12 protein-coding genes are annotated in these 11,987 nt (G+C 71.0%); 10 read left to right on the top strand and 2 right to left on the bottom strand.

What is annotated here, in order from left to right; all coding sequences use genetic code 11:
• Positions 1-100: 100 nt before the first annotated feature.
• Positions 101-877 (bottom strand): helix-turn-helix domain-containing protein, encoded by a 777-nt coding sequence (locus ACFCZ1_RS37915; protein WP_376682830.1) that lies wholly within the window; start codon positions 875-877, stop codon positions 101-103.
• 41 nt (positions 878-918) lie between these two features.
• Positions 919-1,998 carry a ParB/RepB/Spo0J family partition protein gene (locus tag ACFCZ1_RS37910; protein ID WP_376682829.1) on the bottom strand — a complete coding sequence of 360 codons (1,080 nt, stop codon included), beginning with the start codon at positions 1,996-1,998 and terminating at the stop codon, positions 919-921.
• A 276-nt stretch (positions 1,999-2,274) separates the two neighbouring features.
• Here ACFCZ1_RS37910 and ACFCZ1_RS37905 point away from each other — a divergent pair, with 276 nt between their 5' ends.
• From ACFCZ1_RS37905 to ACFCZ1_RS37860, 10 genes are all read left to right on the top strand, one after another.
• Complete coding sequence (locus ACFCZ1_RS37905) at positions 2,275-2,862, top strand: DUF5987 family protein (protein WP_376682828.1); 588 nt, start codon at positions 2,275-2,277, stop codon at positions 2,860-2,862.
• The gene (locus tag ACFCZ1_RS37900) at positions 2,859-4,526 is read left to right on the top strand and encodes an FAD-dependent oxidoreductase (protein WP_376682827.1); all 1,668 of its coding nucleotides are present in this window, start codon (positions 2,859-2,861) and stop codon (positions 4,524-4,526) included. The genes ACFCZ1_RS37905 and ACFCZ1_RS37900 overlap by 4 nt, the downstream gene beginning before the upstream one ends.
• Positions 4,527-4,641: 115 nt before the next feature.
• Positions 4,642-5,445 (top strand): TIGR03084 family metal-binding protein, encoded by an 804-nt coding sequence (locus ACFCZ1_RS37895; RefSeq protein ID WP_376682826.1) that lies wholly within the window; start codon positions 4,642-4,644, stop codon positions 5,443-5,445.
• A gap of 99 nt (positions 5,446-5,544) precedes the next feature.
• Entirely contained in the window at positions 5,545-6,135 is a 591-nt protein-coding gene (locus ACFCZ1_RS37890; RefSeq protein ID WP_376682825.1) for a prephenate dehydrogenase/arogenate dehydrogenase family protein, read from the top strand.
• Positions 6,136-6,140: 5 nt separating this feature from the next.
• A complete protein-coding gene (gene epsC, locus ACFCZ1_RS37885) occupies positions 6,141-6,734 on the top strand; it encodes a serine O-acetyltransferase EpsC (RefSeq protein ID WP_376682824.1) in 594 nt (197 codons plus the stop codon).
• A gap of 77 nt (positions 6,735-6,811) precedes the next feature.
• A complete protein-coding gene (cysK, locus tag ACFCZ1_RS37880) occupies positions 6,812-7,768 on the top strand; it encodes a cysteine synthase A (protein ID WP_376682823.1) in 957 nt (318 codons plus the stop codon).
• Entirely contained in the window at positions 7,765-9,000 is a 1,236-nt protein-coding gene (locus ACFCZ1_RS37875; protein ID WP_376682822.1) for an ATP-grasp domain-containing protein, read from the top strand. Before cysK ends, ACFCZ1_RS37875 begins: the two co-directional genes overlap by 4 nt.
• A gap of 446 nt (positions 9,001-9,446) precedes the next feature.
• Positions 9,447-9,704 (top strand): phosphopantetheine-binding protein, encoded by a 258-nt coding sequence (locus tag ACFCZ1_RS37870; protein ID WP_376682821.1) that lies wholly within the window; start codon positions 9,447-9,449, stop codon positions 9,702-9,704.
• Positions 9,705-9,754: 50 nt separating this feature from the next.
• Positions 9,755-10,642 carry a phytanoyl-CoA dioxygenase family protein gene (locus ACFCZ1_RS37865; protein ID WP_376682820.1) on the top strand — a complete coding sequence of 296 codons (888 nt, stop codon included), beginning with the start codon at positions 9,755-9,757 and terminating at the stop codon, positions 10,640-10,642.
• A complete protein-coding gene (locus ACFCZ1_RS37860) occupies positions 10,639-11,895 on the top strand; it encodes a cytochrome P450 (protein WP_376682819.1) in 1,257 nt (418 codons plus the stop codon). The genes ACFCZ1_RS37865 and ACFCZ1_RS37860 overlap by 4 nt, the downstream gene beginning before the upstream one ends.
• Positions 11,896-11,987 lie beyond the last annotated feature (92 nt).

Below are 11,987 nucleotides of genomic sequence, written 5' to 3'. Positions count from 1 at the left end.
GCCGCGGTGACCACCGCGGCCGGCCCCTTCTTCGTGTCTTCGTGTCTGCGTGGATCTACGGATTCGCGGATTCGCGGATTCGCGGGGGAACGCCCGTCCGTCAGCCGGCGGCGGCCTTGCGCTCCAGGGCGTTGAGGCGCAGGTCGAGCAGGGCCATCAGCACCGGGGGCTCCAGGGCGTCCATCGGACGCAGGGTGACCTCGGCGGGCAGGAGCAGGGTGTCGGCGTGCGCGGTGACCGGACCGTATCGGCCCACGGAGACGGTGTCCTTGTCACCGGTGCCCGACGGCTGGTTCTCGTAGCTGTACGGGACCGAGTGCACGAGCAGGTACCACGTGCCGGCGGGGATGTCGCGCAGCTCGAAGGAGCCGGGGCCGTCCAGCACGGAGCAGCGGATGGGCTGGCCCTGCGGGACGGGGGTGGCGAAGAGGCCGAGGAAGCAGTAGCCGGGGTCGCGGTCCTCGGGGAAGACGATCCGCCCGCGCAGGGTGCTGCGCGTGCTGACGTCCTTGCCCGCCGGGTCGGTCTCGATGGCCGGGGTGTACCCGCCCAATTCCCGGTACATGCTCGGCGAGACGCCGACACAGGACTTGAAACGCGAGCTGAATGTGCCCACGCTGCTGTATCCCACCTGGCTGCTGATGTCCGCGACGCTGAATTTGGTGTCGACCAGGAGGCGCTTCGCCTCCTGAAGCCGCAAAGCCGACAGAAAGCGCCCCGGCGACGTTCCGGTCACATCCCGGAATACGCGGGTGAAATGGAATTTGCTGAACATAGCGGTACGCGCCATGTCGTCGATCGTCAAATCCTGACCGAGGTTGACGTGCATATCGTCGATCACCCGGTGGACAGCGCTCTCAATGGCGGTGGAGGTCACCGTTTCTCCCTGTCGTTGAGTAATGGCGATGCGATGCCCGGTTACTTCCGGGATTCCGGAGCGGGGCGAACCGTGCCGGCTCCGGCGACGTCCGTCAGCCGGCGGCTGGCCAGTTCTTCAGCGAACCTGCGCCACGCGTGGGAGCACTGCAGTGCGAGCTCCGCAACGGTGGCCGTGGAGTGCGGGGGGACGGAGTCCACCTGCTGGCGCCAGGCGTCGTCCAGGACGAAGTGGGTGTGGAGCCAGCGCAGGAACTGTCGTCCCGAATCCGAGTGCCGCAGGGACGGGTCACTGGTGAGCCCGCGCAGCATGTCCAGCGAGGTCCGGGTCCGCCCTGCGCCCGCGGGCGCAGGGCCGGCCCTCCTGGCGGGCACGGCGGCGGACACGGCGTCCGGGACGTGTGCCGCCGCGAGCGCGGGCGAGCCGCGCTGCTCGGTGACGCCCACACCGGCGCCACGCCGTGGCGCCGGTATCGGAGCCTCGCCGCGCAGCAGCCGCTGGCGCACGTCGTGAGCGGTGCCGAGGGACAGCCCGGTCTCCTTGACGATGGCCCGCAGGGGCAGGTCGGGGTGGCTGGTCATCAGCTCGGCGGCGCGGATGCGCTCCGCCGTGCGGTCCAGGGGGTGGGCCTTGCCGTCGGCACCGATACGGGTGTTCGACTGCCGGGCGTCCTCGGTTGAACCGCGGCGGATGGCCGCGACGGTCTTCGCGTCGAGCCCGGTGTGGGTGGCCACGGCCCGGTCGGACATGTCGGCGTGCGAGCGCAGGATGCGCTCCGCGGCCGCCTTGCGGTCCGGCGTGGACAGGGGCAGCCCGTGGGCGACGTTCGCGGAGACCGCGCGCAGGAAGGAATCCGTCTCGGGACCGTCGAAGTAGTGCACCTCGACGCTGTCCAGACCGCGCAGCACGGCGGCGGCCACCCGGTGCGAACCGTCGATGATCCGCATCGTGGGCCGGTGGACGAGTATCGGGGGCAAGGACACCTGCATTTCGGCGAGCCGCTGCACGTGACTCGTGTCCACGCCGGACAGCCGGGGGGAATCCGCAGACTGCAGTGCGTCGATGCGGACCCGGTGGGTGAGATTGGTGGGCAGCTCCAGACTTCTGTCCGTGCTTTCCAACTTCTCCCCCCGTTCAACTCAAGGTGCGCACCGTGGCAAGCCGTTCCGGCTCCCCTGCGGGGCCGGTACTGCGCGAAACCTGGACGTCCCAAGGACAATAACCGGACGATCGTTATTGTTGTGTGCCGGTGAACGGCGACGGCGCGACTTTGCCTAGTTTCATGACGCAACTCATTGTTCGGTGAACCGGGCTTCGGTTGGTTGTTTGAAACGACCCAGTGGATCTACCTTCATCTCACGCCAGCAGAAATGCCGACCGAAACAAAGGAGGACGAGATGCCGGCAGTGGAGGAAAGAGCAGAGCGCAGGGTCGAAATCGGACCCGACGCCGCTCTCACGCTTGAGGCTTACGCGGACACCATCGTCCCCGGCGAGAAGCGCTGGCCCGGAGACCGGGCCGTGGCCGGGGTGTCCACCGGCGGCGGAGCGGTTGCCGCCGGCGCCCTGGAGCTGCTGCGCTGGGACGCCACCGGCGTTCACGACGGCCTCGAGGACTTGGCGAACCTGGTCAACGACCACACCCGGGCCTACGCTTCGGAGCGGGAGCTGGTCCTGGACGAGACGGTGCCGCCCTTCGTGGCCCTCGACTACGAGGACCGGGTGCGGCTGATCGTCGCCCTGACCACTCCGGGGCACCCGGAGAAGGACTTCTGGGTCCTGCTCTCCCTCTTCTGCAACATGGCCTTCGACTCGGCCGCGCACCTGCACACCGCCCAGGCCCTCGAAGACGGCCATCCGGGCCTGGAAGCCATGGGCATCACCAAGCCCGACGCCGACGGACTGTGGCGTTTCCAGGACTTCGGCTACGGCCGCCAGCTCGCCGCACTGCACCCCGACACGACGCCCTCCGGGAGCCCAGCATGAGCAACACCATCGAGAAGACGGATGTCCTGGTCATCGGCAGCGGTTTCGGTGGCGCCATCGCCGCCTACCACCTCGCCGCAGGCGGCGCGAAGGTCACGGTGCTGGAGCGCGGCCCCTGGCTGGAAAGCAAGGAATTCGAGCACGACTACAAACTCGGCTCCTCCTACACACGAGCCTTTGACTTCGTCGTCGGCGACGGGATGAGCGTGCTGGGCGGCAATTGCGTCGGAGGCGGCAGCGTCGTCTACTTCGCGGCCATGCCCCGCGCCCCCAAGTTCGTCTTCGACCGCAAGGGAAGCATCGGCCGCCGGATGTGGCCGAAGGCGGTGAGCCGCGAGACCCTCGACCCGTGGTACGACCGGATCGAGGAGTCCCTCTCCGTCACCAAGCAGGAGTGGAGCGACGTCTCCTACGCAGGAGGCCTGTGGGCAGCGGCGTGCAACCACTCCGGACGGACCGCCAACCCGCTCGCCGTCGCGATCGACAACTCCAAGTGCACCAACTGCAACTTCATGATGGCCGGATGCCGCTTCGAGGCGAAGCAGTCGCTCACGGTCAACTACCTTCCGGCAGCCATCGCCCACGGCGCGCAGATCCGCCCGCTGCACGAGGTGCAGTACCTGGCGCGGACCCCCGAGGGCGACTACCGGGTCCACTACAACATCGTGGACGAGGTCGACTACCGCCTCCAGAACGGCTCCGGCGTGATCGAGGCGAAGATCGTCGTCATGGCGGCCGGCGCCGCAGCCACCCCCGTCATCCTCCAGCGCAGCGAGGCCCACCTCGGCAGCATGCCGCACGCCGTCGGACGCTACTTCTCCGGCAACGGCGAGCGCCTCAACACCGCCATCCTCAACGAGGACAAGGTCGCCGAGCTCCTCGGTCTGTCCCGCGGCGACGGCCAGCTCCCCTACGGAGCCAACGCGATCGGCAAGGGTCCGACCGTGGCCAGCTGGGACAAGCTCGACGGCTCCCTGCCCGAGTACTCCCGCTACTCGCTGGAGCAGCTCTACTTCCCGCCGGGCCTCGGCACGATCCTGGCCCAGGCACCCGACGCCACCGGCCCGACCTGGTTCGGCAAGGACAAGAAGGAGATCCTGAAGAACTGGAAGTCCTGGCTCACGATCTTCTCGATGACCGAGGACGACAACGAGGGCGTCTTCGGCCCGCCGCCGGCCACCGGCAACGCCCACCGCATCTCCCAGCAGATGCTCGGCCGCGGCAACCTCTCGTACCAGCCGACGAAGAACACCTGGCACGGCTGGAACCAGTCGGACGCCGAGGTGAAGGAGATCATGGAGAAGGACGGTCTCGCCAAGGTGATGCCGTGGACCAACGACCTCGTCGGCGCCTATACCGTGCACCCGCTGGCCTCCTGCCGCATGGGTGACGACCCCAACACCTCCGCTCTCGACGACACCAACGAACTGCGCGGCCACTCCGGCATCTTCGTCACCGACGGCTCCGCGGTCCCGGGAGCCTTGACCGTCAACCCGGCCATGACCATCGCGGCCGTCGCCGAGCGCGCCGTCCCCAGCATCGTGGCCGCGGCCCAGCGCAGGGGTGTCGCGGTGACCTACGGAGCCCCCGCTCCGACCGGATACAAGAGCGGCCGCAAGGGGGTTCTGCCCCTCCTGCCCCAGCCCCAGCTGGCCCGCGTCTAGACGTCCGGACCACCGGAGGGCGTCTTCCGGCCGACCGGTGAGTTGCTTCAAGAAACTCTGCACGGCGCACGCCCACTCAGTTGCTTCACAAAACCCATACGAAAGTGAGTACGACATGTCGCTCAACGACGTACTGAAGGTCCTGGCCGCCGACATCGACGAGGTCGAGAACCTCGTCCGCGACATCGACGAGGCCGACTGGGCCAAGCCGACCCCGGCGCCCGGCTGGAGCATCGCCGACCAGGTCGCCCACCTGACCTTCATCTTCCGGCTGGCCAAGACCGCGGCCGCCGACCCGGACACCTTCAAGGGCATCGCGGCCAAGGCGTCGCAGAACTTCGACGGCGCGGTCAACGCCGCCCTCCAGCAGTTCAACGGCTTCCCGCCCAAGGAACTGCTCGCACGCTTCCGCAGCGAGGGCGACGCCTCGGTCGAGGCCCTGGCCACCGTCCCCGAGAACTCGGTCGTGCCGTGGCTCGTCAACCCGCTGCCGCCGCACGTCCTCGCCTCCGCCGGAATCATGGAGCTCTTCGGCCACGGACAGGACATCGCCGACGCCCTCGGCGTGCACCGCGAGCCCACCGACCGGCTCCGCCCGCTGGTCCAGTTCGCCGTCCTGACCCGCGACTTCGGCTACCTCTCCCACGAGCTGACGCCGCCGGCCGAGCCCTTCCGCTTCGAACTGACCTCCCCGGCCGGCGAGGTGTGGACCTTCGGGCCCGAGGACGCCACCCAGAAGATCACCGGTCCCGTCCACGACTTCTGCCTCCTGGTGACCCGCCGCCGCCACCGCGACGACCTCGCCCTGACCGCCACCGGCGAGGAGGCCGACCGCTGGCTCGACATCGCGCAGGCCTACCGCGGCCCCGCCGGTGAGGGCCGCACCCCGGGCCAGTTCGCGGACCAGTGCTGCGACTGACCGGGCTCCCGGTCACGCGCCGGGTCCCGCACCGACCGCCGGTTCCCGCCCCCGGGGACCAGCCCGCAGCCATCGGCCGAAGCCCACCAGGAGAGACCCATGACCAGCACGCCCCTCCGCAGCGTCACCGTGATCGGCTGCGGCCCGACCGGAACGTCCATCGCGCTCGCCCTGACCCGCGCCGGGGTCGACGTCGCCCTCGCCGACACCGACCCCCGGGCGCTGGACCGGGCCCTGAGCGCCGGGGCCGGCACCCTGCTCGTCCCCGGCGGCCGGCCCGCCGACGTGGTGGTCGTGGCCACCGAGCCGTCCACCGCCCCCGATGTGCTCTACGAGGCGCAGGCCCGAGGCCTCGGCCGCGCGTACACGGATGTGGACGGGATCGACGAGTCGATGTGGCAGGAGATCCTGCTGCGGGGCTGCGACCAGTTCGGCTACGTCCCCGGCCGGCCGCCGGGGGCACCGCGGACCGCAGGGCCCGCAACCGCCTCGGCCGACCGTTTCGAGGGCCGCCCGTGGGTCCTGGCCCCGGGCCCCGCCACCCCCGGCGAAGCGGTGGCCGCCGTCCGGGAACTCGTCGCCCTCTGCGGCGCGATCCGCCACCAGCTGCCGCCCGCCGCCCCGTCCCAGAGCGTCACCTTCTGCAGCCCGCGGGTGACCGTCGAACCCGTCGCGCACCCGAGGAGCTGACCACCATGCACGCACAGCCCGGACTGCTGAGCACCATGCGCGAGGACCTGGAGGTCATCGTCGCCCGTGACCCCTCCATCGACAGCCTCTGGGAGGCCCTGCTCCACCCCGCGCTGCCGGCGCTGTGGACCCACCGCGTGGCCCACCGGCTCTACCGAGGGGGCCTGCGCACCGCCGCCCGGCTCCTGTCCCGCGCCGCCCGCCGGCGCACCGGCGTCGAGATCCACCCGGGCGCCGTGCTCGGCCGCCGCGTCTTCATCGACCACGGGGCGTCCGTCGTGATCGGCCAGACCGCCCGGGTCGGCAACGACGTGACGATCTTTCAGCAGGTCACCCTGGGCGCCGTCGGCTGGTGGAGCGACAACGCGCTGCCCGCCGGGCGCCGCCGTCACCCCTCGATCGGCGACGGGGTGGTCCTCGGAGCCAACGCGACGGTGCTGGGTCCGGTCACCGTCGGGGAACGGGCGCTGATCGGCGCCATGGCCACCGTCACCGAGGACATCGCCCCCGGTGCCCGGGTCTACGCCCCGCGCTCGGTGGTCAAGCCCGCCGCCCTTCCCGGTCCCGTCCGCCTCCTCGCCCAGGCCGCCTCGTGGTGACCGCCACGGTTCTCGCCGCTCACCGTCTCCTTCCCGCCCCCGTACCCGCCGCCGCACCCCCGCACAGGAGCCCCGCAGTGACCACCGCGCCCGCCCCCGCAGACAGCCGCATCGCCGCCGGCGTCGAGGAACTCATCGGGAACACCCCGCTGGTGCGCGTCGCCGTCGCCGACGCCGATCCCTCGGTCCGGGTGCTGGCCAAGCTGGAGTCGGCCAACCCGTACGCCAGCGCCAAGGACCGGGCCGCCCTCTACATGATCCGGGCTGCTGAACAGCGCGGAGACCTGGTCCCCGGCGGTACGGTGATCGAAGCCACCTCGGGCAACACCGGCATCACGCTGGCCGCGCTGAGCGCCGTACGCGGCTACCGCTGCGTCGTCGTCCTGCCGGACAGTGCGACCAGCGAGCGGATCGGCCTGCTGGGTGCACTCGGCGCCGAAGTGGTGCACACCCCGGCCGCCGAGGGCTTCGCCGCCGCGATCGCCAAGGCCGAGGAGATCGAGGCCGCCACCCCCGGCTCCTGGTACATGCGCCAGCACGAGAACCCCGACAACGTCCGGGCCCACTACGAGACCACCGGACCGGAGATCTGGGCCGACACCGGCGGCCGGGTCGACGTACTGGTGGCCGGGGTCGGCACCGGCGGCACCCTGACCGGTGCCGGCCGCTACCTGCGCGAGCGCAATCCGCACGTGGAGATCGTCGCGGTCGAACCGGAGAACTCCGCGCTGCTCTCCGGCGGCAGTGCCGGGGCCCACCGCATCCCGGGGCTCAACGGCGGCTTCATCTCGCCCACCACGGACATCTCGCTCATCGACCGGGTGCTCACCTGCCCGGACTCCGACGCCCTCGACACCGCCCGGGCGCTCCTGCGCGAGCAGGGGCTCTTCGCAGGCCTCTCCTCCGGGGCCGCCGCCTTCGCGGCCGGCCTGCTCGCCCGCCGGCCCGAGTACGCGGGAAAGACCATCGTCACGATCCTGCCCGACACCGGGGAGCGGTACGTGAGCATCTGGAACGAGAGGACCACCTCATGACCACCACCCTGGTTCTGCACCGCGGATCCCTGCGCGCCAACCCCTACGGCCGGTGGCTGGAGGGACACGACTCGAAGATCGTCCTGCTCGGCTCGGCGGAGCAACTGGCCCTGCACGGCGAGGAACTGCCGACCGAGGCGCCATACCTGCACGCCGAAGCGCTGCCCGATTACGACCACGGCCCGCACGTGGCCGACCGGGCGGCCGAGCTGATCCGTGAGTTCGGGGTGACGGACATCATCGCCACCCAGGAGTTCGACATCGAGCGCGCGGCCCTCCTGCGGGAGAGGTTCGACCTGAGGGGACAGCGTCCGGACTCCGCGGTCGTCTACCGCGACAAGTGGGAGATGAAGCGGGCCGCCGTGGCGGCGGGCATCCCGGTCGCCGCGCACGCCCTGCTGCGCGAAGCCGACGACCTGACGCGTTTCGTCGCCGGCCATGGCCTGCCGGTCGTGGCCAAGCCCCGCCGCGGGGCACTGTCGGTGGGCGTGGCCATCCTGCGCACCGAGCGGGAGCTGGCCGGCTGGATCGCCGCCGCGCAGCTCACCGACGACCGGGGCGAGCCCGGCTGGCTCGTGGAGGCCTACGTCGACGGCGCGATGTGCCACGTCGACGGCACGGTGCTCGACGGCGAGATCGCCACCCTGTGGCCCTCGCAGTACACCTACGCACTCGCGGACTTCCGGGACCGCAAGGGCCGCGTGGACATCGCCCTCGACACCGCCGACCCGCTGGCCCGCCGGCTGTCGGAGTTCGGCGAGAGGGTGCTGGCCGCTTTCGGCGGACCCGAGCACTTCGCCTTCCACATCGAGGTGTTCGTCACCCCCGACGGCGAACTGCTGCTGTGCGAGGCCGCCTCGCGGGCCGGCGGGGCCGGCGTCCGCGACGTCCAGCGCGCCCTGTTCGGCTTCGACCCGATGGAGTACCCGGTACGCCGCCAGCTGGGGCTCGCGGTGGAACGCGAACCGCGCCGCGACCCGTCGTGCATCGCCGGGCAGCTGCTCTTCACCAAGCGCCCCGGGGTCCTGCGCGCCCTGCCCGACCCGGCGCAGATGCCGCCCGGAGTGGTCAAGTACCAGACGTTCGCCCAGGTGGGAGAGCGGGTGGAGGACGCCTCGCACTCCGGTGACTTCCTGGCGGCCTTCATCGTCACGGGCACCGACCGCGACGACTGCGAGGCGCGGATCCGCGAAGTGGAGCGCTGGTTCACGGCGGGCCTCGCCATCGGCTGACGGCTGCGGCGGAACCCGCTCGCCGCGTGACCGCCTCCGCCGTCCGGCCGCCCCTTCCCCGGGGCCCTCACCACCCGGCTCCACGTGCTCACGCACCCCGGCACCCCCCGTTTGTCCTGCCCGGCCCGCGGCTCTCCCCGCCGGGCACACGCGGCCGACGGGCACGGCCGCACGCCGCAACCGCCGACGAGGACGGCTTCGTCACGAAGCCGGGATCCCCGCGGGCACCGACGTGCGCCAGGCCGGGCCGCGGGACGTGCTCCCCGCCCGCCCGCGCGGGACGACGAACGCGCGTCGGCCGCCGCCGTGCCCGGACAACCGCCGCCCGTCAGGCAGCCGCAGGGGCCCCGCAATCCAGGAGATGCCCCCTCCCGGGGACCGGTGTGAAGCTGCCGGGGCACGCCCTGTGGGCGTCTTGAGGAAAAACGGGAGAGGGAGAAGTGCGCATGAGCACCGACGTGGCCACGGTCGAGAAGACGCTCGAAACGATCTGGACGGAGATTCTCGGGGACCTGTCCGAGGACCAGAAGGACGCGACGTTCTTCGAGGCGGGCGGCGAGTCGATCTCGGCCACCCGCATCGTCTCGCGCATCGAGGAGGCGCTCGACGTCGAGATCGAGGTCGGCGACATCTTCGAGGAGGACCCGAACCTGGAGTCCCTCATCCGCATCGTCAAGGCCCGCGCCGCCGCTTCCCAGAACTGAGGAACCGGCGGTACGAGGCGCGCGAACGAGGTGGGGAAGGTGAGCAGGTGATGGCAGCTCTGCAGCGGGTCGGGCCCGACACGGCTCTCGACGACGTCGTGGAGATCCTGGAGCGGGACGGCGGGGTGATCGTCGAGGACCTCGCCGACGACGACACCCTCAAGGGCCTGTGGGAAGACCTCGGGCCCGACCTGGAGGCCCGCGACTACAGCGGCGACTGGTACAACGGCACCCGCACCCGTCGGGTCTCCTCGATCTTCGCCCGCACCACCCGGCTCACCCCGGTGGTCACGCACCCCCTGTTCCTCGGTGCGGCACGCAGAATCATGCAGCAGCCCGTGCACGTGTGGATCGGCCGGTCGCGCACCGAGCTGGTCCCGACGGTGCAGATCAGCGGCACGCAGGCCATCCAGATCCACAAGGGTCAGGGCAAGCAGCCGCTGCACCGCGACGACGCCCTGCACCTGCGGCGCCATCCCGGCCCCACCAGCCGGGTCCAGCTGATGCTGGCCATGAGCGACTTCACCGCCGACAACGGCGGCACGATGGTGATCCCGGGCAGCCACCACTGGGACGACGAGCGCGCCCCGCGCACCGAAGAGGCCCACCCGACCGAGATGCGGGCCGGATCCGGCCTGATCTGGCTGGGCGGCGTCTACCACGGGGGCGGCAGCAACGCGACGGACACCCCGCGCACCGGCCTGACCATCGCCATCGACCTGGGCAACCTGCGCCAGGAGGAGAACCAGTACCTCGCCGTGCCGAGGGAATCCGTACTGGCCTACCCCGAGGAGGTGCGGCGGCTGCTCGGCTACGACCGCTGCCCGCCGGGCCTGGGCTGGTACGAGATGGACGATCCGTACGTCGTCCTGGAGAGCGGCGGCCCCGCTGCCGCGCCCACCGATCCACAGACCATGTCATCTCGGGAGAATCCATGACGCAGCGCTGCCCCGTCGCCCATACCCTGGACACCACCGGTCAGGACATCCACACCGAGGCCGCCGCGCTGCGCGCGCAGGGGCCCGCCGTCCAGGTGGAGCTCCCCGGCGGGGTCCTGGCCTGGTCGATCAACGACTACGCGACCGTGCGCAGGGTCCTGACGGACCCCCTGGTCACCAAGAGCGCACGCAACCACTGGCCGGACTTCATCGAGGGCCGGATCCGTCCGGACTGGGAGATGATCAGCTGGATCGCGATGGACAACATGGTCACCGCGTACGGCAAGGACCACATCCGGCTCCGCCGCCTGGTCGGCAAGGCGTTCACCCCGCGCCGCACCGAGGCCGTCCGCCCGCTCATCGTGGGCCTCACCAACCACCTCCTGGACGCCCTCGGCTCCGTGGAGCCGGGCGAGACCGTCGACCTGCGCGAGCGTTTCGCCTACCCGCTGCCCGCGATGCTCGTGGCCGAGCTGATCGGCATGGGCGAGGAGCAGCGCGCCGCGACCGCGAAGGTCATCGACATGATGGTGGACACCACCGTCACCCCCGAGCAGGCCCAGGCCGTGCTCGCGAACTGGCGCGGAGCCATGGAGGAGCTGGTCGCGCAGAAGCGCGCCAACCCGGGTGAGGACATCACGAGCGACCTGATCGCAGCCCGAGACGAGGACGGCACGCGCCTGTCGGAGTCGGAGCTGTGCGACACGATCTTCGCGATCCTCGGCGCCGGCTCCGAGACCACCATCAACTTCTTCGACAACGCGATCACCGCGCTGCTCAGCAACCCCGGGCAGCTGGCCCTCGTCCTGTCGGGCGAGGCCTCGTGGGACGACGTGATCGACGAGACGCTGCGTGTCGAGTCGCCGCTGGCCCACCTGCCGCTGCGGTACGCCGTCGAGGACATTGAGCTGGACGGGGTGACGATCCCCAAGGGCGACCCGATCCTCGTCAACTACAGCGGTGTCGGCCGCGACCCGAAGCTGCACGGTGACAGCGCCGGCGAGTTCGACATCACCCGGACCGACAAGGAGCACCTGTCCTTCGGTTTCGGCCCGCACTACTGCCTGGGCGCCGGCATCGCCCGCCTGGTGGCGACGGTGGGACTGTCCACCCTCTTCGAGCGGTTCCCCGGCCTGAACCTCGCCGTCCCGGCCGAGGAGCTCCAGCCGCTGCCGACCTTCATCATGAACGGCCACCGCGCGCTCCCGGTGCGCCTGACCGCGGACGTCCTGTCCGGCGCCGGGGCCCGCTGACCCCGCCCGCAGGACCGCGGACGAAGAGCGGCGCCCCCCGGAGGCCGGGGGGGGGCCCCTCGATTATAAAAAAATGAACCAGCCCCCCGAGC

The sequence above is a fragment of the Streptomyces sp. NPDC056224 genome, assembly GCF_042267665.1.
Lineage (GTDB): Bacteria > Actinomycetota > Actinomycetes > Streptomycetales > Streptomycetaceae > Streptomyces.
This window is presented reverse-complemented; position numbering and strand designations above follow the sequence as displayed.

What these genes read in the sequence shown, in the direction of transcription:
- ACFCZ1_RS37905 (WP_376682828.1), top strand. Translation starts at nt 2,275, where the DNA reads ATGCCGGCAGTGGAGGAAAGAGCAGAGCGCAGGGTCGAAATCGGACCC.
- ACFCZ1_RS37900 (WP_376682827.1), top strand. Translation starts at nt 2,859, where the DNA reads ATGAGCAACACCATCGAGAAGACGGATGTCCTGGTCATCGGCAGCGGT.
- ACFCZ1_RS37895 (WP_376682826.1), top strand. Translation starts at nt 4,642, where the DNA reads ATGTCGCTCAACGACGTACTGAAGGTCCTGGCCGCCGACATCGACGAG.
- ACFCZ1_RS37890 (WP_376682825.1), top strand. Translation starts at nt 5,545, where the DNA reads ATGACCAGCACGCCCCTCCGCAGCGTCACCGTGATCGGCTGCGGCCCG.
- epsC (WP_376682824.1), top strand. Translation starts at nt 6,141, where the DNA reads ATGCACGCACAGCCCGGACTGCTGAGCACCATGCGCGAGGACCTGGAG.
- ACFCZ1_RS37875 (WP_376682822.1), top strand. Translation starts at nt 7,765, where the DNA reads ATGACCACCACCCTGGTTCTGCACCGCGGATCCCTGCGCGCCAACCCC.
- ACFCZ1_RS37870 (WP_376682821.1), top strand. Translation starts at nt 9,447, where the DNA reads ATGAGCACCGACGTGGCCACGGTCGAGAAGACGCTCGAAACGATCTGG.
- ACFCZ1_RS37865 (WP_376682820.1), top strand. Translation starts at nt 9,755, where the DNA reads ATGGCAGCTCTGCAGCGGGTCGGGCCCGACACGGCTCTCGACGACGTC.
- ACFCZ1_RS37860 (WP_376682819.1), top strand. Translation starts at nt 10,639, where the DNA reads ATGACGCAGCGCTGCCCCGTCGCCCATACCCTGGACACCACCGGTCAG.